Genomic DNA, 24,468 nt, shown 5'->3' with positions numbered 1-24,468 from the left:
AGCGGTCGTGAGTGCTTTCCGCCGCCGCGGCGCCGGAAAGCACTCACGACCATCCCCATCACTGACAAAGGAGTCGTGTGATGCGCATGCCAGAGCCGAGGATCCACGACACCAGCCCGGCCGCGTGCTGGACGGACGGCTTCCGCACCGCGAACGGTGAATGCGGTGCCGTGCTGTACGGCGAGCCCGCGATGGAGAAGGTGGTCTTCGAGGCCGGCCGGTCCTGCCACCCCGCCTACGAGTTCCGGATCTCCAGTCCCGGCATGACCGCCGTCGGCGGCTACGGCCGGATCACCGACTCCCGGACCGGCGAGGTCACCTCGACCTGGACCGACCGGCACGGCACCTGGGCCCGCCGGGCCTTCGCGTCCAGAGCCGACCAGGTGATCGCCCACGAGCTGCTGCCGGCGCCCGGCCGGACGGTCGACACCACGCTGAGCGTCGACACCGCCCTCGACGGGCTGCTGGGCAGTACCCGCTGCACGACCAGGGCCACCGTCAGCAACGGCTCGGGCTACCTCAGCCTGCGGGGCGTCGGCCGGTCGGGTCGCGGTGTCTTCGGCTGCGAGGGCATCACCAGGGTGGTGGCGTTCGGTGGCAGCGTCTTCGCGAGCGGGGCCACGCTCGTCGTCATCGGGGCGGCCAGGCTGCTCCTGCTCACCAAACTCGACAGGTGCGAGTCGTCCTCGACCGGCTGGATCTTCCCCGCGCTGCGCACGGCGCTGGCCGGGCTCGAGAGCGACTACGCGACCCTGTTCGCGCGGCACACGGCCGCCACACCGGCCTGACCCGCGTTCGGCGACGATCACACGCAAGCCTGACGTTGAGCCCGGCTCTTTCGTTGCCGGTGTGACAATTGCCCGATGGAGAGCACCCATGGCATCGATTCCGGTTCGCCGAGCGCCGTGCTGCGCCTGTTGATGGACGGCAGGCCGCGCACCCGAGCGGAGATCGTGGCCGCGACCGGCCTCGTCCGATCCACCGTGCGGTTGCGGCTCGACCTGCTCCTGGCCGCCGGCCTGGTGACCGGAGGCGGCACCGAGGAGTCCACCGGCGGGCGCCCCGCGAGCCGGTTCGTGTTCAACCAGGGCGCGCACCTCGTGCTGGCGGCCGAGGTCGGGGCCACCCACGCGACCGTCGCGGTCTCCGACCTCGGGTGCCGGTTGATCGCGGTCGAACAGGTGGGCCTCGACATCGCGGACGGACCGGAGGCGATCCTCGAGCTCCTGGTCACGACCTGGCGCGAGCTGCTGCGTGGGGTGGACACCGCGGAGATCGCCGGCGTGGGCATCGGCCTGCCCGGCCCGGTCGAGCACTCCACCGGCCGTCCGAACAACCCGCCGATCATGCCGGGCTGGGACGGGTTCGACGTGCCGGCGGCGATCAGGGCGGAGTTCGACGTGCCGGTGCTGGTCGACAACGAGGTCAACCTGATGGCGCTGGGCGAGCACACCGCCTCGCACGCGGACGTGCTGCACATGATCGTGGTGAAGGCGGCGACCGGTGTCGGCGCCGGGCTGATCAGCAACGGCGTGCTGCACCGCGGCGCGGCGGGCGCGGCGGGGGACCTCGGTCACATCAGGGTGCCCGACGGTGAGGACGCGCTGTGCCGTTGTGGCAACACCGGGTGCCTGGAGGCGGTCGCCGGTGGTCCGGCGCTCGCGGCGAAGCTGAGGGAACTGGGACTCCCCGCGCACTCGACGGCCGACGTGGTGCACCTGGTCCGTGCCGGCAACCTCGAGGCAGGCCGGGTCGTGCGCCAGGCGGGCAGGGACATCGGCGAGGTGCTCGCCGGGTGCGTGAGCATGTTCAACCCGTCGCTCGTGGTCATCGGCGGGCTCGTGGCGGAGGCGGGGGAGATGCTGCTGGCGGGGGTGCGCGAGTCGATCTACCGGCGCTCCCTGCCACTGGCCACGGAGAACCTGAGGATCGTCGCGTCGACGGCGGGTGCGACCGCCGGTGTGCTGGGCGCCGCGGCAATGGTCGTGCAGCACGTGCTGTCGCCGGAGGTGCTGGACGCACGGCTCGGTGCGGTCGTCTCCGCGATCTCCGCCGGAGAGGCCTGAACTACTTTTGGCACATGCTTGCCATAATTTAGCCCGGTTGCGTCGTACTTTTGCATTGACCCTGCCATATGGTCGGGCTTACGTTCACCTGCATGTGGGACATCGGCGTCAACACATGGGTTTGGACCTCACCGCTCACCGATGACGGGTTGGCCGCGCTCGCGCCGAAGGTTCGCGAGTGGGGATTCGACGTCATCGAGCTGCCGGTGGAGCAGCCGGGCGACTGGGACCCGCGCCGTGCCGCCGACCTGCTGGCCGAGTTGAACCTCAGAGCCACCGTCTGTCTCGTCATGCCGCCGGGCCGTGAGCTGGTCGCGGCGGACACGGTCGCGGAGACCCAGGACTACCTGCGGCGGGTCGTGGACGTCGCGGCGATCGTCGGCAGCCCGGTCGCGGCGGGCCCCGCGTACAGCTCGGTCGGCCGCACCTGGCGCATCGACGACCGGCCGCGGGTGTACCGCGAGCTGCGCGCGAACCTCCTCCCCGTCGTCGAGTACGCGGCGCAGCGCGGTGTCCGCATCGCCGTGGAGCCGCTGAACCGGTACGAGACGAGCTTGCTGAACACCGTGGACCAAGCGCTGGAAGCGCTGGACGGGCTACCTGCCGAGGGGTGCGGGCTGGCGCTCGACACCTACCACCTCAACATCGAGGAAGCGGCGCCGGTGAAGGCGGTTCTCGCCGCCGGCGCGCGCATCGCACACGTTCAGGTGTGCGCCAACGACCGCGGTACGCCGGGTCGCGATCACCAGGACTGGCCCGCGCTGCTGGGTGCCCTGGGCGATGCCGGCTACCGCGGTCCGTTGTGCATCGAGTCGTTCACGCCGGACAACGCCGCCATCGCGACGGCCGCCTCGATCTGGCGGCCGCTGGCCGACTCCCCGGACGCCCTCGCCGTCGAAGGCCTCGCCTTCCTGCACGCTGCCGCCGCCGCTCTCACCCGTTAGCCGACCGCGTCACCACCCCCGGAGGAGTGGCAATGCAAGACAGACTCAAGCGACTACTGGCGGTGTTGGCCGGTGCTCTGGTGGTGATGGGGCTCGTCACGCCGATCACCCCGGCACAGGCCCACGGCCTGCACGTCCTGCTGTTCACCAAGACCGCCGCCGGGGCGTACCGGCACGACTCCATCCCGGCGGGCATCACGATGATGGAGCAACTGGCCGCCCAACGCGGCTGGGAGATGACCAAGACCGAGGACGCGTCGGTCTTCAACGACACCACGCTCGCCACGTTCAGCGTGGTCGTGATGCTGCAGACGTCGGGCATGGTGTGGGACACCGCCGCGCAGCGCACCGCGATGCAGAACTACGTGCGCAGGGGCGGTGGCGTGGTGGCGATCCACAACGCCACCGACATGAACATCGAGCAGCAGTTCCCGTGGTGGGACCAGATGCTCGGCATGACCATGACCCAGCACTCGTCGATCGTCTCCGGCACCGCCAAGGTCGCGGACCGCAAGCACCCGTCCGGCGCGAGTCTGCCGGACCGGTGGACGCGGACGGAGGAGTGGTACAACTTCAACCGCTCCGCGCGCGGTGACGTGCACGTGCTGGTCACGGCGGACGAGTCGACCTACGACGCGGGCCCGCAGAAGATGGGCGTCGACCACCCGATCTCGTGGTGCCGCAACTTCGAGGGCGGCCGGGTGTGGGCCACCGGCATGGGCCACAACGCCTCGAGCTACTCCGAGCCCCTGTTCCGCCAGCACATCACCGGTGGCGTGGAGACCGCGGGCGGCATCGTGGGCGCGGACTGCGGTCCCACGGTGTGGAGCAGCTTCCAGAAGGTGCAGCTCGACAACTCCACGATCGCGCCGAGCACGCTCGACGTCGCTCCGGACGGCCGGGTGTTCTTCAACGAGTACAACGGCAACCTGAAGATCTACAAGCCGGACACGAGGACGACGGTCGTCGCCGGCACGCTCAGCGTCTACGGCCAGGGGCAGACCTCGGAGGACGGCCTGGTCGGCATGGCGCTCGACCCGGCGTTCGCCACGAACAAGTGGGTCTACCTGAACTACTCCCCGGCGGGGAGCCAGGAGATCGCGAGGATCTCGCGCTTCACCATGAACGGCGACAAGATGGACATGGCGAGCGAGAAGATCCTGCTCACCGTGCCAGCGTCACGGCGTGAGGAGCCGGGGCACACCGGCGGCCAGCTGAACTTCGGCCCCAACGGCAACCTCTACATCAGCGTCGGCGACGACACGAACCCCAACGGTGACTCGGGCGGCTACGCGCCGATCGACGAACGCCCCGGCCGCGTGCTGTACGACGCGCAGGCAACCGCGGCCAACACCAACGACCTGCGGGGCAAGATCCTGCGCATCCACCCCGAGCCCGACGGCACCTACACCGTGCCCTCGGGCAACATGTTCGCGCCCGGCACGGCCAAGACGCGGCCCGAGATCTACGCGATGGGCTTCCGCAACGTGTTCCGGTTCAGCGTGCACCCGACCACCGGCGTGATCTACGCGGCCGACTACGGCCCGGACGCGGGCGGCGACAACCCGAACCGCGGTCCGGCCGGTCTCGTCGAGTGGAACGTGATCAAGTCGCCGGGCAACTACGGCTGGCCGTACTGCGTGGCGAACAACATCGCGTACAACGACTGGAACTTCGCCAACAACACGTCCGGACCGAAGTTCAACTGCGGGTCGCCGGTCAACAACTCGCCCAACAACACCGGCCTGACGACGCTGCCCGCGTCGCGGGGCGCGGACCTCTGGTACGGCAACGGAGCGAACGGCAACGCCTTCCCGGAGATGGGCCCGAGCAGCGGCGGCGAGGCGCCGATGGCGTTCCCCGCCTACCAGTACGACGCGGGCAACCCGTCGAGGACGAAGTTCCCCGCCTACTTCGACCAGACCCCGTTCTTCGGCGAGTGGTCCCGCAACCGCATGTGGGAGTTCCGGATGGACTCGTCCGGGAACCTGCTGAAGGTCAACAACTTCCTGTCGAACATGTCGTTCGCCTCGCCGATGGACGCGAAGTTCGGTCCCGACGGGTCGATGTACCTGCTGACCTGGGGAACGGGCTGGGACGACAACAAACCGTTGCCCGGCGCCGGGTTGTGGCGCATCGACTACACGACCACCGGTGAACGGCTTCCGGTGGCGCAGGCCTCCGCCAGTCCGCTGACCGGTCCGTCGCCGTTGACGGTGCGCTTCTCCAGCGCCGGTTCCAACGACCCGGGTGGTCTTCCGCTGACCTACCGGTGGACGTTCGGCGACGGCGCCACGTCCACGGAGCCGAACCCCTCGCACACCTACACCGGCAGCGGGAAGTTCACCGCCCAGCTGACCGTCACCAACTCGGCCGGCAAGATCGGCACCGCGAACGTGACGATCAGCGTGGGCAACACCGAGCCGGTCGTGAAGTTCACCGGTCCCGTCGACGGCGGGATGATCAACTTCGGTGACCCCGTCCCGTACACGCTGTCCGTGACCGACCTGGAGGACGGCACGATCGACTGCGGCAAGGTGAGCGTCCAGTCGAACATGGGCCACGACTCGCACAAGCACCCGATCGGCTCGCCGATGACCGGCTGCACCGGGTCTTTGCAGACGACCATCGACTCGGGGCACCAGGGGCTCAACGTGCACGTCATCGGCTCGGCCGAGTACACCGACAACGGTGCGAACGGGGTGCCGCCCCTGACCGGCAGCGCCCAGGTCGTGCTGCAGCCCAAGCAGAAGCAGGCCGAGTTCTTCAACGACTCGTCCGGCGTGACGATCGTGTCGCAGGCGGGTGCCGAGTCCGGTGCCAGGGTCGGTGACATCGGCAACAACGACTGGATCTCGTTCAAACCGGTCAACTTCACCGGCATCAACCAGGTGTCGTTCCGGGTGTCCGCGCCGTCGGGTGGCGGAGGGACGATCGAACTGCGCGCCGGTTCGCCGACGGGTCAGCTCATCGCGTCGTCGCCGGTCACCAGCACAGGTGGCTCGGACACCTACGCCAGCACGCCCGCGGTGAACGTGACCGCGCCGACCGGCACCGTCGAGCTGTTCGCGGTGTTCAAGACGTCGTCGTCGACCAGCTTCGACCTCGACTCGATCACCTACGTCGGACCGGGCGCGGGACAGCCAGGCGGTGGCGGTGCGAAGGAGATCGTCGGCGCCAGCGGCAAGTGCGTCGACGTCAACGGAGCCAGCTCCACCGACGGCGCCAAGGTCCAGCTGTGGACCTGCAACGGCGGCAACAACCAGAAGTGGACGCAGAACGGCACCACGCTGCGGTCGCTCGACAAGTGCCTCGACGTGACCGGCAACAGCCAGACCGACGGCGCGATCGTCAGGTTGTGGACGTGCAACGGCGCGTCCGGGCAGAACTGGTCCGTGCAGTCCGACGGCTCGATCCGCAACGGCACGAAGTGTCTGGACGCCAACGGCGCCGGCACGGCGGACGGAACCCAGCTCATCATCTGGACCTGCCACGGCGGGACCAACCAGAGGTGGACCTTCCGGTAGTCGAGGAGCCGGTCAGCGGTCTTCCGCTGACCGGCTTCCCCGCAACGGCGTCGAGGGAGCAACCATGAGCAGGACCGTTCGGTCACGTGCGACCAAGGCCGCCGTCTGGGCCACGCCGCCGCCCAAGCCGAAAGGGCGGCTGTGGGCCGGTTTCCTCACCGCCTTCCTGCTCGGCCTGGCGGTCGCGTACGTGATCACCTCGGGGAACGGACCGGACGCGACCCAGCGGCGGATCGCGGAACTCGAACGAGAGGACGCCGCACGCGACGCCGCGCAGCTCGGCCCGCTGACCGACCAGGCCAAGGACATCAGGGACCGTCTGGCCCCGGTGCTCGCGGCCATGGCGCAGGCGGCTCCCGTCGACGGGTCGGCCCCGAAGTCGCCACTCACCGCGGAGGTGGTGAACGGCTGGAAGGACGTTCTCTCGGCAGCGGAGAAGTCGTACGAGCAGTCTCCTTCCGCGGGAAACGGGATCAACGTGGCGCGCTCCGGCCTGCGCACGGCCGTGCAACAGCTCGCCGCGGCGGTCAGGGGGTTCGAGACGGCACTCGGTGTGGCCGAGCCGGTCAGGGGCACTCTCGTGGCGCTGGCGGGTGAGCAGCGCACGCTGGCACTGCGCACGTGGTCGGTGGCCGCGGTCCAGCTGGACGTGATCAACATCGACGCGGGGAGAGGGCACGTGCACGTCCAGCTCTCCACCGGCGGCGACACGGGCGCGCTCGCCCCTGACGGCGCGCCGGAGGGACGGTGATGACGGGTCACGTGGTGCTGCCGGCGTCCCGCCCCGTCCGTCTCCTGGTCGACGCGCGCACGCTGATCGAGCCCGTGCACCGGGCCGCGGTCGACGAGCTCGGCCCGGCGCTGCGTCGCGTCGCCGGCTACCACATCGGGTGGTGGGACGCGGACGGCAGACCTTCACCGCCGGGCGGCAAGGCGTTGAGGCCCGCTCTCACCCTCGCCTGCGCCCGCGCGTTCACCGACGGGCCTCCGGCGCCGGACGTGATCGCGGCCGCGACGGCGGTCGAGCTGATCCACGACTTCTCGCTCCTGCACGACGACGTCATGGACGGCGACGAAACGCGGCGGCACCGTCCCTCGGCCTGGGAGGAGTTCGGGACCACGGCGGCGATCCTCACCGGGGACGTCCTGGTGGGACTCGCACTGCGCCTGGTGCCGCCGTCCCTGGCCGGTGTGCTCGCCGACGTGCTGGTCGACCTGTGTGAAGGGCAGTCGGCCGACGTGGCGGCCGAGACCTCGGCGTCGGCCGACGTCGAGCAGTGCCTCACCACCGCGGCGAGGAAGACCGGTGCCCTGCTGGGGGCGGCCTGCCGCCTCGGCGCTCTCGCGGCCGGAGCCGGCCCCGCCGTCGCTGACCACTACCGGTGGTTCGGGGTGCATCTCGGCGTCGCCTTCCAGCTGGTCGACGACATCCTCGGCATCTGGGGAGACCCGGAGAGGACCGGCAAGCCGGCCCACTCCGACATCAGGGCCCGCCGAAGAACCCTGCCGGTCGTGGCGGCGCTGGCCGCGGACACGCCGGCGGGGCGCAGTCTCCGACGGATCTACCTCTCCGACCGCAGCGCGGACGAGACCGTTCAGCGCATCGTCGCGCTGGTCGCGGAAGCGGGCGGCCGGGAGTGGGCGGAGGCCGAGGCGGATCGCCGCGTGCGGCTGGCGTTCGGCTGCCTGGACCGAGCGGATCCGCGTCCGGCCGCAGCCCTGGATCTGCGCGGTCTGGCCCGTCTGGTCACGAGCAGGGACCGCTAGTGCTCGATGAACGGCGCTTTTGTCCACCTCAGGTGGACAAAAGCGCCGTTCATCGAGATCGAACGCGACGTCAAGGGGCGCTAGGCGAGTTGCTGGTCGACGATGCCGGGTGACAGGACGTGGTGGACCACCATGGTCGCCGCCCCGAGCACGCCTGCCACCTCGCCGGCACGCGACGGCACGATGCGCAGGTTCTCCGTGGCCAGTGGCAGCGAACGGCGGTAGACCGCCTCCCGCACTCCGGCCAGCAGCATCTCACCCGCAGCGGCGAGGTCGCCGCCGACGACGATCAGCGAGGGGTTGACCATGCTGACGCAGGCGGCGAGCACCTCGCCGATGGCGCGGCCGGCCTGCCGGATCGCCTGGCCGGCTTCGACGTTGCCCGCGCGGACCAGGGCGACGACGTCGGCGCTGGTGTGGGCCTCCACCCCCTTGGCGCGCAACCGGGCGGCGATCGCGGAGCCGCTGGCGACGGCCTCCAGGCATCCGGTGTTGCCGCAGCTGCAGGGGGCGTCGTCGCTGCCCGGTGTCCGGATGTGGCCGAGGTCGCCCGCCGCGCCGACCGCGCCGCGGTGCAGGACGCCGTTGCTGATGAAACCCGAGCCGATCCCGGTCGCCACCTTCACGACGATCATGTTGTCGGTGCCGGGGAACGAGTGCGCGTGCTCGCCCAGCGCCATCAGGTTGACCTCGTTGTCCACCAGCACGGGCACGTCGAACTCGGCGCGGACGTGCGCCGGCACGTCGAAGCCGTCCCAGGCGGGCATGATCGGCGGGTGGTTGGGCCTGCCCGACGAGTGTTCGACCGGGCCGGGCAGACCGATGCCGACACCGGCCGGCGACACGGAGGACACGCCGGCGTCGGAGACCAGTTCCCTCCAGGTCTCGGCCAGGCGCGCCAGCACCGGCTCCGGCCCGTCGGCGACGTCGAGGCCGAGCCTGCGCACGGCCAGCGGCCCGCCGGCGAGGTCGGTCACGGCGACGGTCGCGTGCGTGGCGCCGACATCGGCGGCCAGGACGGAACGGGCGGCCGCGTTGAACGCCAGCCGGCCCGCGGGTCTGCCGCCGGTCGACACCCTGATGCCGCGGTCGGTGAGGAACCCCGCGTCCTGCAGCGCGTCGAGCCTGGTTCGGACCGCGGCGCGGGTCAGGCCTGTCTGGCTCGCCAGTTCGGCACGTGTGCGCGGCACTCCGTCGAGCAGCAGCCGCAGCAGCTGTCCAGGAGAAGGCACAGGAGCCCAAGGTACGTCCGGCACTGGCCCAGTGAACCAGGGAACACCGAGTAATGGTGACGTTCATCCGTAAGACATGTGTTATCTGGCAGATAAGCGCCAACTTTTGATTGACAGTCGCCAATAGCCGCCCTACGTTCGCCTCATGGCTGTGACCCACGGAACACCGGGGACGGAACACCCCGTGGCCGTCGTGCGGCTGGAAGGCATCGAGAAGAGCTTCTTGGGCGTACCGGTGCTGCGCGGCGTCGATCTCTCGTTGCGCGCGGGAGAGGTGCATGCGCTGGTGGGGGAGAACGGCGCGGGCAAGTCGACGCTGCTGAAGGTGCTGGCCGGAGTTCACCGGCCGGACTCCGGACGGATCGTGGTGCGGGACGAGGAGGTCTCGTTCGCCGCGCCGCGTGACGCGCAGGCGGCGGGCATCGCGATCATCCACCAGGAGTTCACCCTGCTCGAGCACCGCACGGTGGCCGAGAACGTCTTCCTGGGCCGGGAACCCGTGCGGCGCGGCCAGGTCGACCGGCGCGCGATGGAGGCGGAGACCCGGCGGCTGCTCGACTGGCTGGGAGAGGACGGCATCGAGCCCGGCACCGAGGTGGCCCGGTTGTCCGTGGCCCGCAAGCAGGTGGTGGAGATCGTCAAGGCGCTGTCGGCGGACGCCAGGGTCCTCGCGATGGACGAGCCCACCGCGGCGCTGGCGGACCACGAGGTCGAGCTGCTGTACGGCTTGGTGCGCCGGCTTCGGGACCGTGGGATCGCAATCCTCTACGTGTCGCACCGGATGCGTGAGGTGTTCGATCTCAGCGAACGGATCACGGTGTTGAAGGACGGTGCGTTCGTCACCTGTGCGCCGACCGCCGATCTGGACACCGATCAGGTCGTGCGGCACATGGTCGGCCGTCCGCTGGAGGCGCTGTATCCCGAACGCACGGGCGTCCCCGGTGCGGTGCGGATCTCGTTGCGGGGAGCGGGAAACGAACGGGTGCGGAACCTGACGTTCGACGTGCGGGCGGGGGAGATCGTGGGCCTCGCCGGGCTGCAGGGCTCCGGTCGTTCCGCGATCGCGCGGGCGATCTGGGGCGTCGAGCCGTTCACGACCGGCACCGTGGAACTCGACGGCGTGCCGATCCGCGTCACCGGTCCGCGCACGGCCGTCCGCAAGGGCATCGGGTACGTCACCGAGGACCGCAAGGGCGAAGGCCTGGCGCTGCGGCAGTCGGTGCGGGACAACACCTTGCTGGTCCGTCGTGCGGCGTGCCGCGGCGCGGCGGCTCGCCAGGCCGCGGATCTGACGCGACTGCTCGGCGAGGTCGGCGTCATCGCGCGCGGGCCGCATCAGGAAGTGCGCTACCTCTCCGGCGGCAACCAGCAGAAGGTGGTGCTGGGCAAGTGGCTCGCCGTGCGGCCGCGCGTGCTGATCGTGGACGAGCCGACTCGGGGCATCGACATCGGCGCGAAGCAGGCGCTGTACCGGTTGCTGCGCGAACTGGCGGACGACGGCATGGCGATCCTCATGATCTCCTCCGAGCTGCCCGAGCTGATCGGCATGAGCGACCGGATCCTCGTCATGCACGAAGGCGCCCTGGCCGGCGAGCTGCCGGCCGGTGCCGACGAGGAAACCGTGATGGCACTGGCCACCGGGCATCGGCCGGAGGCGGTGGCGTGAGCACCGTGCGCGAGCAGGTCCGGGTCCGCGGCGCGGCGCCGCGGCGGACGCGCACGGGCGCGATCACCCCGGTCGTGGTCGTGTACCTCGCACTGGCCGTGCTGCTGGTGGTCGGCAGCGTGCTGGTGGGAGCCCAGGGAGGCGTACTCCTCGACCACGGCGGCATCCTCAACATCCTGACGCGCGCTACGGTGCTCGGACTGGTCGCGATCGGACAGACGCTGGTGATCGTCACCGGTTCCCTCGACCTGTCGGTGGCCTACCTGATCGGACTGTGTTCGCTGGTGGCCGCCGAGACGATGGCGGGCAGCCCGGCGATGATCGTGCCGGGTGTGCTGGCGGCGCTGCTGGTCGCGGCGGTGGTGGGACTGGTCAACGGACTGGTGATCACCGTGCTGAAGGCCAACGCGTTCATCGCCACGCTGGGCGTCGCGCTGGTGTTGCGCGGCTACCTGGAGCACAACTACACAGGCCCGGCGGGCAGCGTGCCGCGCGCGTTCCAGCACATCGGCTACGACCGGATCGGGCCGGTTCCGGTGGCGGCGCTGCTGATGTTGCTGCTCGCGGCGGCGGCGTGGTGGTACCTGCGGCGCACCCGCACCGGCTACCACATGTACGCGGTCGGCGGGGACGTCGACGTGGCAAGGCTTTCCGGCGTGCGCACCGGGCGGACGATCGTCACCGCGCACGTGCTGTGCGCGGTCATGGCCGGGCTCGCCGGGGTGTTCCTGGCCGGGCGGCTGGGGTCGGGCGCCCCGTACGTCGGCACCGACGCCGGGTACGACCTGGAGTCGATCGCCGCCGTCGTGCTCGGCGGCACGGCCCTGGCGGGCGGACGCGGCGGTGTGGCCGGCACCATCGGAGGAGTGCTGATCCTGTCCACATTGGACACGATCTTCGACGACCTCGAGCTGGACTCCTTCTTCAAGGACGTCGTGCGCGGCGTCGTGCTCATCGCGGCGGTGGCGCTGTACGCCCGCCGCAGGACTGCCGGGCGGTCGGCGTGAAGGCGCGGCCACGCCTGACCGACGGCACCGGGCCCGTGCTGGTCGTGCTGCTGATCCTGGTGGTGGCACTGGCGTTCGCAGGTCCCGCGTACGCGGAGCCCAGCGGCTACCTCGCGCTGCTCAAACGTGCGGCGCCGCTCGTGGTGCTGGCCGTCGGGCAGTACTTCGTGATCGTGTCCGGTGGTTTCGACCTCTCCGTCGGCTCGCTGGTCACGGCCGAGGTGGTCGTCGCCGCCCGGCTGGTCGACGGTGACGACGCGAACACCTGGTGGGTGATCGCGTTGCTGCTGGGCTGCGGAATCCTCGTCGGCCTGGTCAACGGGCTGATCACGACGAAACTGCTGGTGCCGTCGTTCATCGTGACCCTGGGGATGCTGCTGGTGCTCGACGGCGCGGTGTTCCTGTGGTCGGGCGGAGCACCGCGCGGCGCACTGTCCCCGTCGTTCCGCGTCCTCGGCCGGGGCAGTGCCGACGTTCCGGTCCTCGGCCAGCTGCCGTGGTCGGTGATCGTTCTGCTGGTCGTGGTCGTCGCGGCGGTGTGGTTCATGCGCAGCGGAACCGGACGCATGCTGCTCGCGGTGGGGGACAACGAGAACGTGGTCCGGCTCGCGGGCGGCCGGGTGGATCGGCTGCGCCTGCTCGCGTTCGTGCTGTCGGCGCTGCTCGCGTCGGTCGCCGCGATCCTGCTCGCCGGGTTCGCGGGAGTGTCGGCGCAGGTCGGTGAGGGCCTGGAGTTCCGTGCCATCACCGCGGTGGTGCTCGGCGGTGTCCTGCTCGGCGGTGGCCGCGGATCGGTCGTCGCCGCGGCCGCGGGCGCGTTGTCGCTCGAAGCGCTCTTCTCCCTGTTGAACCTGCTCGGTGTCTCGGGCGCGCTCGAGTCCGCCGTGCAGGGCGTGATCATCATCACGGCCGTGGCCTACGCCGCGCACGGAGCCGGTCTGCGGCAGCTGCTGCGCCGGCCCGTTCCCGACACCGCCTGAACCCTGCCTGTATCCCGTCGACGAAGCCGAGGAGCAGCTCAATGAACAGGAAATGGTCCGCCGCGGCCTTGGCGGGCGCTCTCACACTGGCCGGCTGTTCCAGCGACCTTCCCGCCCCGCAGGCCCCCGGCGGCACCTCCGAGTCCGCCAAGGCGAAGTCGGAGTTCTTCGACCAGGCCGAGTTCGAGCGCCAGCTGCGGTTCCGCACCGCGAAAGCTGTCGGGCTCGACTCGCAGGACGGTGCCGCGAAGCCCTGGGAGCAGGCGCTCGAACCGCAACTGGTCGACACGGCCAAGTACGCCAAGCCGGGCGGCGGCTACCACCTCTGCTTCTCCAACGCCTCGGTGGACAACCCGTGGCGGCAGGTCGGGTTCAAGACCATGAAGGAGGAGGTGAAGCTGCACCCGGAGATCACCAAGTTCACCGTGCTCGACGCGGAGGCCAAGGACGACAAGCAGATCAGCGACATCCAGTCGCTCGCGTCACAGGGGTGCAGCGCGCTGGTCGTCTCGCCGAACACGACCGCCACGCTCACCCCGGCCGTCGAGGCCGCCTGCGCGACCGGCGTGCCCGTGATCGTCTTCGACCGCGGTGTCAAGACCAGTTGCCCGGTGACGTTCATCCACCCGATCGGCGGGTTCGCGTTCGGTGCGGACGGGGCCGAGTTCCTGAAGGACAAGGTGAAGCCGGGTGGCAAGGTCCTCGCCCTGCGCATCCTGCCCGGTGTGGACGTCCTGGAGCAGCGCTGGGCGGCGGCCGACCAGATCTTCTCCGGCAGCCAGGTGAAGGTCGTGGGGGTCGAGTTCACCAACGGCGACGCGGCCAAGACCAAGAGCATCGTCAACGAGTACATCCAGCGCGAAGGCAAGATCGACGGCGTCTGGATGGACGCGGGCGCCACCGCGGTCGCGGCCGTGGAGGCCTTCCAGGACGCCGGCGCGGCGATCCCGCCGTTCGTGGGGGAGGACCAGCAGGACTTCCTGCGGATGTGGGCCGACGAGAAGATGACCGCGGTCGCCCCGACCTATCCGACCTACCAGTGGCGCACGCCGGTCATCGCCGCCCTGCGCGTGCTCGGCGGCAAGCAGGTGCCGAAGGAATGGGTGCTGCCGCAGCCGAAGGTCACCCAGGACACGTTGAAGGACTTCATCAAGCAGGACATGCCACCGCTGCACTACGCCATGTGCGGCTGCGAGGGCATGCCCGGCTACCCGGCGTCCTGGAAGTAGCCCGGGATGTTGAAGGCGTACGTGGACCTGGTGCGTGCACCGGCGGCGCTCACGGTGCTGGGCGACACGCTGGTCGGCGCAGGAAAACCGTTGCGGGGAAAGGGCTTGTTGCTGCCGCTGGCGTCCGTGTCGTTGTACTGGGCGGGAATGGCGCTCAACGACTGGGCCGACCGCGACCTGGACGCGGCCGAACGTCCGGAACGGCCGATCCCGTCCGGCCGGATCAGCCCGGACGCGGCCCTGGCCACCGCGGCCGGACTCACCGCGCTCGGAGTCGGTCTTGCCGCGGCGGCCGGGCGCAACGCACTGCCGCTCGCTTCGGCGGTGTGGGCCTACGACACCCTGCTGAAGGCCACGCCCGCCGGGCCGTTCGCCATGGCCGCCTGCCGGGCGTTCGACGTCCTGCTGGGCGGCCGGGCCGTCCTGCCCGCCGGACTGATGGCCGCGCACACCCTCGGTGTGACGGTGTTGTCGCGAGGCGAGGTGCACGGCACGTCACCCGCTACGGCGAAAGCGGTCCTGTCGGGCACGGTGCTGACGGCGGTGGCGGCGGGTTTCTCCACCCGGCGGTTCGCCGGGATCGCGGCGGCACTGGGCTACGCGGTCACGGTGGGGCGTGCGCAGTGGCAGGTGGTCCGGCAGCCGTCGGCAGAGTCCGTCCGCGCCGCGACGAAGGAAGGCATCCACGGCATGGTGCTGCTCCAGTCCGCGCTGGCCGAGCACGGCGCCGCGCTGCCGCTCGTGCTGCCACTGGCTCGTGCGTTGAGCAGGAAGGTGAGTCCCACATGACGTTCCACCTCGGCTACGGCACCAACGGGTTCGCCAACCACCGGCTCGACGACGCGCTCGCTGTGATCGCCGATCTCGGCTACACCGCGGTGGCGCTCACCCTCGACCACCACCACCTGGACCCGTTCGCCGCCGACGTCGTCAAGCAGACCGACCGGCTGGCCGCTCGCCTGCACGAACTGGGGCTGCGCGTCGTCGTGGAGACCGGCGCGCGTTACCTGCTCGACCCGCGCCGCAAGCACCACCCGACCCTGGTCAGCTCAGACCAGGAGGTGCGGATCGACTTCCTGGTGCGCGCCAAGCAGATCGCGCTGGACCTCGGCGCGGACTGCGTGTCCTTCTGGTCGGGTGTGGGATCCGCGGACGCCTGGGATCACCTGAAGTCGGGCGTCGCCGCGGTGCTGGAGAACGGGCCGTCCGTCCCGACAGGACTGGAGCCGGAGCCGGGCATGGTCGTGGAACGGCTCGACCAGGCACTGCGGCTGCGGACCGAGCTCGGGAACCCGGACCAGCTGCGGATCACCCTCGACGTCGGGCACTGCGTCGCGGTCGAGCCGCAGGACGCGGCGGCGTGCATCAGGCAGGCGGGCGACCTGCTCGTCAACGTGCAGCTCGACGACATGCTGCCGGGAGTGCACGAGCACCTGGAGTTCGGTGAGGGACAACTGGACCTGCCCGCCACGCTCGCCGCACTGACGGACATCGGCTACACCGGCGTCGCCGCGGTGGAACTGCCCCGGCACAGCCACGCCGCACCGGACGTGGCGGCGCGGGCACTGCGAGCGCTGCGCGCGGCGCAGTGGCTGGCCGACGCGGAACGGGCGGTCCGCGCCGACCCCGGCGTGATCGACACCTTCTTCCCCGCGGCGGGAAGGGCGGCGGGACCAGGGCAGGACGCCGCACGGGTCCGCCTGCTCACCGCGTTCGCCGACGTGTCCGACGATCCGGTCGACGGCTTCACGAGGCTCTACCGGTACGGCACCTCCGCGGAACGGAGAGGTGTCCTGCGCGGGTTGGCCGAGATGGGGGACCGTGCTCCGGCAGCCGGGGTCGCGTTGGTCGAGGACGCCCTGCGCAGCAACGAGACCGACCTGGTCGCGGCGGCGCTCGGCCCGTTCGCCACCCGGCACCTCGGCAGGCACGCGTGGCGGCACGGTGTGCTCAAGTGCCTGTTCATGGGCATCCCGCTGACCGTGGTCGACGGTCTCGACCGGCACTCGGACGCGGAGCTGCTGCGCATGGTGGCCGCGTTCGCCGACGAACGCCGCGCGGCCGGCCGTCCGGTTCCCGCCGACGCTCTCGCCCTGCTCGGAAAGGCTTGTTGATGCGCATCTTCGACCCGCACATCCACATGACGTCCCGCACCACCGACGACTACGAGGCCATGCGCGACGCCGGCGTGCGAGCGCTGGTCGAGCCCGCGTTCTGGCTCGGCCAGCCCCGGACGAACGTCGGGTCGTTCGTCGACTACTTCGACAGCCTGCTCGGGTGGGAGCGGTTCCGCGCCGCCCAGTTCGGCATCGCACACCACTGCGCGCTCGCCCTGAACCCCAAGGAGGCCAACGACCCCCGGTGCGCCGAGGTGCTGGACGTCCTGCCGCGCTACCTGGCCAAGGACGGTGTGGTCGCGGTCGGCGAGGTCGGGTACGACTCGATGACACCGGAGGAGGACGACGCGTTCGCTCGCCAGCTGGAACTGGCGCTGCGGCACGACCTGCCGGTCCTGGTGCACACACCGCACCGGGACAAGCAGGCGGGCACGCAGCGGACGCTGGACGTGGTCCGCGAGTCGGGCCTGGCGCCGCACCGCGTCCTGGTCGACCACCTCAACGAGACCACCGTGAAGATGGTGGCGGACGCGGGCTGCTGGATGGGGTTCTCCGTCTACCCGGACACCAAGATGGACGAGGCGCGGATGGTGGCGCTGCTCGCCGAGTACGGCACCGAGCGGATGCTGGTCAACTCCGCCGCCGACTGGGGCCGGTCCGATCCGCTGAAGACCCGCAAGACCGGGTTGGCGATGCTGGACGCCGGATTCGACGAGTCCGAAGTGGACACCGTGTTGTGGCGCAATCCGGTCGAGTTCTACGGCCAGAGCGGCAGGCTCGCGCTCGAACCGGTGGCGGCGGGTGCGGTCGACGCGGCCACCGGCAGCTCGGTGCTGCGGGGTGAACGGTGATCGCCTACTGCACCAACGTCCACCCGGCTCCCGATCTCGCGGGCATCCTGACCCAACTCGACCGGCACGCGGTCCGGGTGCGGGAGGCGCTGGAGGCGGACACGCTCGCACTGGGACTGTGGTTGCCCGCACCGGTCGCACGAGGACTCGTGGAGGACGGCAGCGCACTGCGGCAGTTCCGCGCCGAGCTCGCGAGCAGAGGGTTGACGGTCTCGACGCTCAACGCGTTCCCGTACGGCGACTTCCACGACGAGGTGGTCAAGCACGCGGTGTACTTCCCGACGTGGACCGATCCGCGCCGTCTGGAGTACACAGTGGACTGCGCGGCCGTACTGGCCGAGCTGCTGCCCGATTCCGCGTCCTACGGCAGCATCTCGACCCTGCCGCTGGCCTGGCGAGAGCCGTGGACGGGGCGCGACGACGACCGTGCCGCGGAGGCTCTCGCCGAGCTCACCCTGGCGCTGCGCGCCGAGACCCGCCGGCACGGCAGGCCGATCAGGCTGGCCGTCGAGCCGGAACCGGGCTGCGTGCTGGACACCGTCGCCGACGCGGTCGGCTGGCTGGCCGGCCGCGTCGACCCGGACCACATCGGGATCTGCCTGGACACCTGTCACCTCGCGGTGTCGTTCGCCGATCCGGCCGAGACGGTCGCGTCGGTCCGCGCAGCGGGGTTGGACGTGGTCAAGGTGCAGGCGTCGGCGGCACTGGAGGTGCCGGAACCGGGCACCGCGGCGGGCAGGAGCGCGGTCGCGGAGTACAGCGAACCCCGCTACCTGCACCAGGTCCGGGAGAACACCCCAGGCGGTGTCCTGGCAGCGGACGACCTGCCGGAGGCGTTCGAGACCCTGCCCGCCGAGCACCCGTGGCGCGTGCACTTCCACGTGCCGTTGCACGCTGTTCCGTCCGCACCGCTCACGTCGACCACCGACGTGCTCGTGGCCGCGGTGGCGGCGGTGGACCCCGGCACCCACGTCGAAGTGGAGACCTACACGTGGACCGTGCTGCCGGGTGCGGGCGATCTCTCCGACGGCATCGCGGCGGAACTGCGCTGGGCGGCGCAGCACCTGCGGACGGGGGTGGCGGTGTGAAACCGTTGGTGGTCCTCAACGTCGTCGGCATGACCCCGGCGCTCCTGAAACACATGCCCAATCTCTCGCGGCTGGGCTGGCAGGCGGAACTCGGCACGGTGCTGCCCGCCGTGACGTGCAGCGCGCAGGCCACGCTGCTCACCGGCCTGACCCCGGCACAGCACGGGATCGTCGGCAACGGCTGGTACTTCCGCGACCTGGGCGAGATCCACCTGTGGCGTCAGCACAACCGCCTCGTCCGCGGGGAGAAGCTCTGGGAGACCGCGCGTCGCGGCCGTCCTGGCTACACCGCTGCCAACATCTGCTGGTGGTACGCGATGGGAGCCTCGACCGACATCACCGTGACCCCTCGGCCGATCTACCACGCGGACGGGCGCAAGTCGCCGGACTGCTACGTCCGTCCACCCGGTCTGCACGACGAACTCACCGAGGCTCTGGGCGAGTTTCCGCTGTTCCAGTACTGGGGACCCACGGCGGCACTGGCGTCGAGCGAGTGGATCATCGGCGCCGCGCGGAAGGTCCTCGCCGAAAAGCGGCCTGACCTGTTGCTGGTCTACGTGCCCCACCTGGACTACGACCTGCAGCGGTTCGGACCGTCCTCACCGCAGGCGGCCGAGGCGGCGGCGGACGTGGACCGGGCGCTGGCGCCTCTGCTGGCCGACGCGTCGGACGCCACCGTCGTGGCGTTGTCGGAGTACGGCATCACCGACGCACGCCGCCCGGTCGACATCAACCGGGCGTTGCGAGCCGAAGGCCTGCTCGAGGTCTACGCACAGGCGGGCATGGAGTACCTGGATCCGTGGACGTCACGGGCCTTCGCGGTGGCCGACCACCAGATCGCGCACGTCTACGTCGCCGATCCTGCCGACCTCCCGAGGACGAGGGCGGTCCTCGCGGACCTTCCCGGTGTCGACGTGCTGTACGACCGGGCCGCGCAGGCGTCCGTCGGGCTGGACCACGAGCGGTCCGGTGAACTGGTGGCGGTGGCCGAGCCGGACGCCTGGTTCACCTACTACTACTGGACCGACGACCAGCGTGCACCGGACTTCGCCCGTGGTGTGGACATCCACCGCAAACCCGGCTACGACCCCGCGGAACTGTTCTTCGACCCGGCCGACCCGCTCGTCAAGGCCAGAGCCGGGTTGAACCTGGCCCGCAAGAAGCTCGGGCTGAGATACACGATGAACGTCGTGCCGCTGAACCCTTCGTGCGTGCGCGGCACGCACGGCAGGCTGCCCGACCGGGCGGCGGACGGGCCGGTGCTGTTGTGCTCGGATCCGGTGGCACCGCGATCGGTCGAGCTCACCGGCAGGATCACCGCGACCGAAGTCCGCGCTTTCCTGCTGGAACTGCAGGGGATTGAAGTGGAGGAGCTCAGCCGATGATCAGCTCCCCGACCGAGGCGCACCCGAATCGCGATTTCTCCGTGACGGTGGCCGAGGAGCCCACGGCGGCGACCCAGCGCCTGCTGAGGCTCATGCGCACGGGCGCGACCGATCCCGCGATCGCCCGCGAACTCGGTGTCAGCCTGCGCACCCTGTACCGGCGCATCGCCCGCCTGCAGTCGTTGCTCGGCGTGCAGTCGCGGTTCCAGCTCGGCGTGCTCGCCGCCGAGCTGGGATGGCTCCGGCCGGGTTGACCGACACGTGAGCCCTGAGCAGGCGGTCACCCGAACACGCGGCGCTGGATCTCCCGCCGGTAGTCCTCGAGGGTCCTGTCGACGTGCACGGCGGCGGCCGCGGCAGCAGCGTCCTCGTTCCCCTCGCGGATGGCCCGGTAGATCGCGGCGTGCTCCTCCACCGCCTCCGCGGTGTGACTGCCGACCCCGCCGTTCAGCCCGATGACGTTGGACTGGCGCTGCAACCGGCGCGCCTCGCGCACCGCCGCGAGGAGGAACTGGTTGTGCGACGCGGCCGCGATGCCCAGGTGGAAGTCCTCGTCGCCGCGGTCGAACAACGCCGCCTGCCCGGTGACGTGCCCTTCCCGGCACAGCTCGGCGGCGACCTCGATGGCGCGCAGCTCGGCAGGCGTCGCGCGGGTGGCCGCGATCCTCGCGGCTGCGGTCTCCTGGACCCGGCGGAACTCGAAGAGCATGTACACGTGGTCGAGGTCGGTGGGCATGAAGAAGCCACCCCACCGCGACGTTCCCAGCATGCCGTCGTCGTCGGCCACGTAGAGCCCGCGCCCCTTGTGGGCACGCACCCTCCCGAGCGCCGAAAGGATCTTCACCGCCTCCCTGACCACGGTCCGGCTGGTCCCCATCCGGCCCGCCAGCTCGTTCTCGGTCGGCATGCGATCGCCGGGACGCAACTCCAGCTCCGCGATGAGCTGCAGGATCCGCTCCGCCACCAGCTCGTAGCCCGGTCGGTAGGAGGCTGGCGGTGCGTAAGCGGCATCAGCGTCCACCGAGGGACTCCTCGTCATGAGTACGACTTTGCTTCTGGCAACGAGGGTACAGACGCCCGGGACGAGCAGGACCATCCGTTGAACGAGGAATGAAAGCTGGAAGAGCCGGCGGTCGAATGTCGTTTCAGCACGGGCGATGCAGGGTCAACCGTCGACGATCTGCCACTGCTGGTTGGTGCCCGTGTTGGTGGGCCACTCGATCACGCGGGCGCCGTCGCTCGTCGAGCCGCCGTCCACGTCCGCGCACAGACCGGTGCGCACGTTGACGAGCCGGTGGTAGCCGTCACCGGTGCCGGTGAGCTTCCACCACTGGTTGTCGCTGTTGGTGTCCTGCCACTGGTCCAGCTGGGTGCCCTGGCCGGCTCCGCTCGGGCTCTCGAGCAGCCGCCCGCTGTTGCGGTTCACCAGGCGGACCGAACCGTCCGGATTGGACAGAAGCTGCCACTGCTGGTTGGCACCGCCGGACCAGGTCCACTGGACGACCTTGACACCGTCGGCCGTCCCGTTCCCGGTGACGTCGAGAACCTTGCCGCTGCGCCGGTTGACCAGTCGCACGTACCCGCCCTGCAGCGCGACGGTGACGTCGACGAGCCGGCCTGCCGTCAGGGACAGGACTCTGGCGTGCGGCCCCAGCGGCGACACGGTGACGGGCGCGGAGGTGGTCACGGACGTCATGCCGCGGCGGCTGATCAGCGTGACGTCCTGGTCGACCGCCGACGTCACGGACAGCGTGGCCGTGCGGGCGGACAGGTCCCAGCTGAGGTTGTGGACCCGGATCTGGCCACGCGCCCGCACACCGGTGATCGAGCCCTTGGCCAGTTGCCCGGGCAGGGCGGGGAGGATCTCCAGCACACCGGGCCGGGAGTAGAGCAACGCCTCGGCCAGCACACCGGGTATCGCGTGGGCGGCGTCGGCGTTGTAGGTCTCCAGGTTCGGGTTGTGCGAGGTCATCAGCGACCGGAAGACCATGTTGTTGCCGATGATCTTGCGGAGGTTGGCGTAGACCTTCCCGCCGTCCTTGAGCCGGGTGGCGGCCAGTGCCCGGTGCAGGCTCCCGTGGGCGGAGAGGTTCTCGTCGCCGCGCAGCTCCAGTGCCCGCAACGCGGGTGCGACCAGGTCGGGCCGGGTCTCGGGATTGATCTCGTGCAGTGGCCAGGCCCCGTACAGGTGGTGGACGTGCCGGTGGTTGTAGTTGTCGTTCAGGCTCGGCCAGGACCACTCCGCCAGGGCGTTGTCCCCGTTGATCCGGTACGCGGGCAGTTTCCCGAGCAACGCCGTCCAGCGCTGGACGCCCTGGCCGCTGCCCTGCTCCACGCCGAGTGCGTTGGCCGCGGCGATGGCGGCCTGGAGCGCGTGCTTGCCGGCCATGATGTCACCGGTCGCGTTGACGGCGAACAACACGCGGGTGTTGCCGGGCGCGTTCTCCATCGAGAACGACGGTACGAACACGACTTTGCCGCTCGCGTCGGTTCGGGTCAGGAAGTCCTCGTAGAAGAGCGCCAGTTCCATGAGCGCGGGCCCCAGCTTGTCCCGCAGGAACGCCTGGTCACCGGTGACCTCCCAGTACTCGACGAGCGGGTAGAGCAGCCAGTCGGCGCCGCCGGTCCAGGTCTGGCCGGGGAAGCCGGCGTCGAAGTGGAGCATGTGCCCGTACTCGCCGTCGGTACGGGACGGGGCGAGGAATCCACGGGCGCCGTAGAGGTTCCGCGCGTTGGTGCGCCACTGGGCGAGCTGGCCGAGGACGAGGGCGAAGTAGCCCTGCATGGCTTCGGGGGTGTCCAGGATGTTGCCGCCGGCGACCTGGAGGTTGACGTTGGCGTCGGTGGTGAAGTCGTCGGCCCAGGCGCCGGTCCACGTGCCGGTCCAGATCCCCGTCAGCCGCGGCGGCAGGATCCCGCTGGAGCTGATGAACAGGTACCGCCCCGAGTCGTAGAGACGCTCCAGCAGCGCGATGTCGATGACGCTCTTGTTGTTGTTCTGCCTGGCGATCAGCTGGCTGACCGACAGGCTCCGGTCGGCGGACGAGACGTTGAGGTCCAGCCGCGAGCGGTCGTACCAGGCGGTGTGGATCGCGGTGTGCCGTGCACGCAGCGCGGTGTAGTCGGTGTCGACCGCGGCCAGCGCCGCGTGCAGCGGCTGGGAGTCCCACGCGTTCGGCGTCTCGTACCGGTCGAGCTTGGTGAGCAGCAGCAGCCGCGCTGCCCTGGACACGACGACGGTGGCCCCGCTGGCGGAGACGGTGCCTCCGGTCGCGACAACGCGCGTGACGCCCTCGTAGCCGAACGCGCCCTGCCCGGCGGGATAGGTGCCGCGCAGGTTCAGGTAGCCGGAACCGTTGCTGACCGCGGCCCGGGTCGCGAAGCCCACGTTGCCGGGCACTCCGTCCAACGCGGTGTGCACGCTCAGGGTCGCATCGATCGTCCGGCCGGGCGCCGGCGTCAGTTCGTGGACGATCACCCGGTCGGCGCGGGAGACGAACGCTCGGCGGGTCCACGTGCCGTAGCTGTCGGTCCAGCTGGTGGTGACCTCGCCGGTGCGGAAGTCGGTCACGCGGCCGTAGTCGTTGGCCGTGGTCATGTCCGGCGTGGCGATCCGCAGCTCGTACGCCGGGTGGTAGGTCTGGGTCCAGCGCAGCGACCAGCCGGCCGCGAAGTCCCGGTTCGCGCCGGCGTAGTCACCGGCGAGCGCCTTGTCCCGGACACTTTGCAGACGTCCCGAAATCACCGGCGGGGTCAGCGATCGGGAACCGTTGGGCAGCACGAGGCGGTGATAGTTGAGGATCACCTTCTCCAGCGTCGGCGCTCCGTACAGCGTGGCGCCGTACTCACCGTTGCCGGTGAGGAAACCGTCCGTCCAGGACGTGGCCGGACTGGTGTCGTGGACACCCCGCTCGGGCAGGGTGATCTGCGACGGTACGGCCGCCGCCGCAGTACCGGACAGCCATCCACCGGGCAGGCCCGCGGCCCCGGTGAGCGCGGCGGCGGTGAGGAAACGCCTGCGGTCGATGGGCAGGTCCATCACGCAACTCCTATCCCAGCGTCCATCGCTGGTTGCTGCCGCCGTTGCACGTTCACAGCTGGCCCATCACACCGTCGGCCGTGGACGCCCCGGTGATGTCGAGGCACTGTCCTGACTGGACACCGATCATCGAGCCGGCGGAGTTGCACAGCCACTGCTGGTTCGTCTGTTCGCGAGTGCTGAGCATGCTGTTGTAGTTCGCCGCGATGTCACCGGTGGTGCGCCAGCTGTTGTCCATACCTGCGCCCCAGGCCCACACGTTGTCCTGGCCCCAGTCGAAAATCAGTCGACTGCGCAGGAAAGAGACTTTCGTCTTCTGTCGACGTCGAAAGCGTGCTGGACTGCACATGCGGACCCCATCATCGTTGACGGCGAGCACGAACAGCGCAACGGCGACCGATCCGATCTGCACACGAATCGGCACACGCTGTGATGTGAACGCTAACGCAATCTGTGACCGGCGCCAAGCCGCCTACTGGCAGCAGGAGTTCCTGATCGTTTCGAAACCATGGTTGGTCATCAGTGAGCGTGCTCATCGAACTTTCGCAGACATGGCCTGCAGATGAGCGC

The 24,468-nt window shown here is 70.2% G+C and carries 20 protein-coding genes; 16 read left to right on the top strand and 4 right to left on the bottom strand.

The features are described 5' to 3' along the window. The first annotated feature begins 80 nt into the window (after positions 1-80). The 6 genes from ACFOWZ_RS21340 to ACFOWZ_RS21315 all read left to right on the top strand — a co-directional run bounded on the left by ACFOWZ_RS21340 (position 81) and on the right by ACFOWZ_RS21315 (position 8,304). Positions 81-788: a glycoside hydrolase N-terminal domain-containing protein gene (locus ACFOWZ_RS21340; protein ID WP_382375031.1), complete on the top strand. Its 708-nt coding sequence runs from the start codon at positions 81-83 to the stop codon at positions 786-788. A 75-nt stretch (positions 789-863) separates the two neighbouring features. Beyond that, positions 864-2,066, top strand: coding sequence for an ROK family protein (locus tag ACFOWZ_RS21335; RefSeq protein WP_382375029.1), 1,203 nt, complete (start codon positions 864-866; stop codon positions 2,064-2,066). A gap of 92 nt (positions 2,067-2,158) precedes the next feature. Beyond that, positions 2,159-3,010 carry a sugar phosphate isomerase/epimerase family protein gene (locus ACFOWZ_RS21330; RefSeq protein ID WP_382375027.1) on the top strand — a complete coding sequence of 284 codons (852 nt, stop codon included), beginning with the start codon at positions 2,159-2,161 and terminating at the stop codon, positions 3,008-3,010. A gap of 32 nt (positions 3,011-3,042) precedes the next feature. After that, a complete protein-coding gene (locus tag ACFOWZ_RS21325) occupies positions 3,043-6,537 on the top strand; it encodes a ThuA domain-containing protein (RefSeq protein ID WP_382375025.1) in 3,495 nt (1,164 codons plus the stop codon). Between the two features lie 64 nt (positions 6,538-6,601). After that, complete coding sequence (locus ACFOWZ_RS21320; protein WP_382375023.1) at positions 6,602-7,288, top strand: hypothetical protein; 687 nt, start codon at positions 6,602-6,604, stop codon at positions 7,286-7,288. Further along, complete coding sequence (locus tag ACFOWZ_RS21315) at positions 7,288-8,304, top strand: polyprenyl synthetase family protein (RefSeq protein ID WP_382375021.1); 1,017 nt, start codon at positions 7,288-7,290, stop codon at positions 8,302-8,304. The genes ACFOWZ_RS21320 and ACFOWZ_RS21315 overlap by 1 nt, the downstream gene beginning before the upstream one ends. Before the next feature lie 80 nt (positions 8,305-8,384). Here the strand turns inward: ACFOWZ_RS21315 and ACFOWZ_RS21310 are convergent, their stop codons facing one another. Continuing rightward, on the bottom strand, positions 8,385-9,536 hold the full coding sequence (locus tag ACFOWZ_RS21310; protein ID WP_382375019.1) for an ROK family transcriptional regulator: 1,152 nt from the start codon (positions 9,534-9,536) through the stop codon (positions 8,385-8,387). A gap of 145 nt (positions 9,537-9,681) precedes the next feature. Here ACFOWZ_RS21310 and ACFOWZ_RS21305 point away from each other — a divergent pair, with 145 nt between their 5' ends. From ACFOWZ_RS21305 to ACFOWZ_RS21260, 10 genes are read left to right on the top strand one after another with little or no spacing between them, the layout of a single operon-like run. Next, positions 9,682-11,202 (top strand): sugar ABC transporter ATP-binding protein, encoded by a 1,521-nt coding sequence (locus tag ACFOWZ_RS21305; protein WP_382375017.1) that lies wholly within the window; start codon positions 9,682-9,684, stop codon positions 11,200-11,202. A 5-nt stretch (positions 11,203-11,207) separates the two neighbouring features. Next, entirely contained in the window at positions 11,208-12,209 is a 1,002-nt protein-coding gene (locus tag ACFOWZ_RS21300; RefSeq protein ID WP_382375123.1) for an ABC transporter permease, read from the top strand. Beyond that, positions 12,206-13,189: an ABC transporter permease gene (locus tag ACFOWZ_RS21295; RefSeq protein WP_382375015.1), complete on the top strand. Its 984-nt coding sequence runs from the start codon at positions 12,206-12,208 to the stop codon at positions 13,187-13,189. Before ACFOWZ_RS21300 ends, ACFOWZ_RS21295 begins: the two co-directional genes overlap by 4 nt. Before the next feature lie 41 nt (positions 13,190-13,230). Beyond that, positions 13,231-14,418 carry a substrate-binding domain-containing protein gene (locus ACFOWZ_RS21290; RefSeq protein WP_382375013.1) on the top strand — a complete coding sequence of 396 codons (1,188 nt, stop codon included), beginning with the start codon at positions 13,231-13,233 and terminating at the stop codon, positions 14,416-14,418. Positions 14,419-14,427: 9 nt separating this feature from the next. Beyond that, positions 14,428-15,207, top strand: coding sequence for an SCO3242 family prenyltransferase (locus tag ACFOWZ_RS21285; protein WP_382375121.1), 780 nt, complete (start codon positions 14,428-14,430; stop codon positions 15,205-15,207). After that, the gene (locus ACFOWZ_RS21280; RefSeq protein WP_382375011.1) at positions 15,204-16,532 is read left to right on the top strand and encodes an EboA domain-containing protein; all 1,329 of its coding nucleotides are present in this window, start codon (positions 15,204-15,206) and stop codon (positions 16,530-16,532) included. The genes ACFOWZ_RS21285 and ACFOWZ_RS21280 overlap by 4 nt, the downstream gene beginning before the upstream one ends. Further along, positions 16,532-17,386 carry a TatD family hydrolase gene (locus ACFOWZ_RS21275; RefSeq protein ID WP_382375009.1) on the top strand — a complete coding sequence of 285 codons (855 nt, stop codon included), beginning with the start codon at positions 16,532-16,534 and terminating at the stop codon, positions 17,384-17,386. Before ACFOWZ_RS21280 ends, ACFOWZ_RS21275 begins: the two co-directional genes overlap by 1 nt. After that, a complete protein-coding gene (gene eboE / locus ACFOWZ_RS21270) occupies positions 17,383-18,474 on the top strand; it encodes a metabolite traffic protein EboE (RefSeq protein ID WP_382375007.1) in 1,092 nt (363 codons plus the stop codon). The genes ACFOWZ_RS21275 and eboE overlap by 4 nt, the downstream gene beginning before the upstream one ends. After that, positions 18,471-19,859 carry an alkaline phosphatase family protein gene (locus tag ACFOWZ_RS21265; RefSeq protein WP_382375005.1) on the top strand — a complete coding sequence of 463 codons (1,389 nt, stop codon included), beginning with the start codon at positions 18,471-18,473 and terminating at the stop codon, positions 19,857-19,859. Before eboE ends, ACFOWZ_RS21265 begins: the two co-directional genes overlap by 4 nt. After that, a complete protein-coding gene (locus ACFOWZ_RS21260) occupies positions 19,856-20,113 on the top strand; it encodes a helix-turn-helix domain-containing protein (protein ID WP_382375003.1) in 258 nt (85 codons plus the stop codon). The genes ACFOWZ_RS21265 and ACFOWZ_RS21260 overlap by 4 nt, the downstream gene beginning before the upstream one ends. Before the next feature lie 26 nt (positions 20,114-20,139). Here ACFOWZ_RS21260 and ACFOWZ_RS21255 read toward each other — a convergent pair whose 3' ends face one another. The 3 genes from ACFOWZ_RS21255 to ACFOWZ_RS21245 form a co-directional block, all read right to left on the bottom strand. Further along, complete coding sequence (locus ACFOWZ_RS21255) at positions 20,140-20,898, bottom strand: FadR/GntR family transcriptional regulator (protein ID WP_382375001.1); 759 nt, start codon at positions 20,896-20,898, stop codon at positions 20,140-20,142. A 126-nt stretch (positions 20,899-21,024) separates the two neighbouring features. Beyond that, positions 21,025-23,898: a glycosyl hydrolase family 95 catalytic domain-containing protein gene (locus ACFOWZ_RS21250; protein ID WP_382374999.1), complete on the bottom strand. Its 2,874-nt coding sequence runs from the start codon at positions 23,896-23,898 to the stop codon at positions 21,025-21,027. A 52-nt stretch (positions 23,899-23,950) separates the two neighbouring features. Continuing rightward, a complete protein-coding gene (locus ACFOWZ_RS21245; protein ID WP_382374997.1) occupies positions 23,951-24,322 on the bottom strand; it encodes a hypothetical protein in 372 nt (123 codons plus the stop codon). Positions 24,323-24,468: the final 146 nt, after the last annotated feature.

Origin of the sequence: Lentzea rhizosphaerae, from assembly GCF_042649515.1 — a bacterium.
GTDB lineage: Bacteria > Actinomycetota > Actinomycetes > Mycobacteriales > Pseudonocardiaceae > Lentzea > Lentzea aerocolonigenes.
This window is presented reverse-complemented; position numbering and strand designations above follow the sequence as displayed.

Excerpts from the sequence above, each read along its gene's own strand:
- ACFOWZ_RS21320 (WP_382375023.1), top strand. The coding sequence starts at position 6,602 with ATGAGCAGGACCGTTCGGTCACGTGCGACCAAGGCCGCCGTCTGGGCC.
- ACFOWZ_RS21255 (WP_382375001.1), bottom strand. The coding sequence starts at position 20,898 with ATGACGAGGAGTCCCTCGGTGGACGCTGATGCCGCTTACGCACCGCCA.
- ACFOWZ_RS21335 (WP_382375029.1), top strand. The coding sequence starts at position 864 with ATGGAGAGCACCCATGGCATCGATTCCGGTTCGCCGAGCGCCGTGCTG.
- ACFOWZ_RS21330 (WP_382375027.1), top strand. The coding sequence starts at position 2,159 with ATGTGGGACATCGGCGTCAACACATGGGTTTGGACCTCACCGCTCACC.
- ACFOWZ_RS21250 (WP_382374999.1), bottom strand. The coding sequence starts at position 23,898 with ATGGACCTGCCCATCGACCGCAGGCGTTTCCTCACCGCCGCCGCGCTC.
- ACFOWZ_RS21280 (WP_382375011.1), top strand. The coding sequence starts at position 15,204 with ATGACGTTCCACCTCGGCTACGGCACCAACGGGTTCGCCAACCACCGG.
- ACFOWZ_RS21275 (WP_382375009.1), top strand. The coding sequence starts at position 16,532 with ATGCGCATCTTCGACCCGCACATCCACATGACGTCCCGCACCACCGAC.
- ACFOWZ_RS21325 (WP_382375025.1), top strand. The coding sequence starts at position 3,043 with ATGCAAGACAGACTCAAGCGACTACTGGCGGTGTTGGCCGGTGCTCTG.
- ACFOWZ_RS21290 (WP_382375013.1), top strand. The coding sequence starts at position 13,231 with ATGAACAGGAAATGGTCCGCCGCGGCCTTGGCGGGCGCTCTCACACTG.
- ACFOWZ_RS21315 (WP_382375021.1), top strand. The coding sequence starts at position 7,288 with ATGACGGGTCACGTGGTGCTGCCGGCGTCCCGCCCCGTCCGTCTCCTG.
- ACFOWZ_RS21260 (WP_382375003.1), top strand. The coding sequence starts at position 19,856 with ATGATCAGCTCCCCGACCGAGGCGCACCCGAATCGCGATTTCTCCGTG.
- ACFOWZ_RS21340 (WP_382375031.1), top strand. The coding sequence starts at position 81 with ATGCGCATGCCAGAGCCGAGGATCCACGACACCAGCCCGGCCGCGTGC.
- ACFOWZ_RS21305 (WP_382375017.1), top strand. The coding sequence starts at position 9,682 with ATGGCTGTGACCCACGGAACACCGGGGACGGAACACCCCGTGGCCGTC.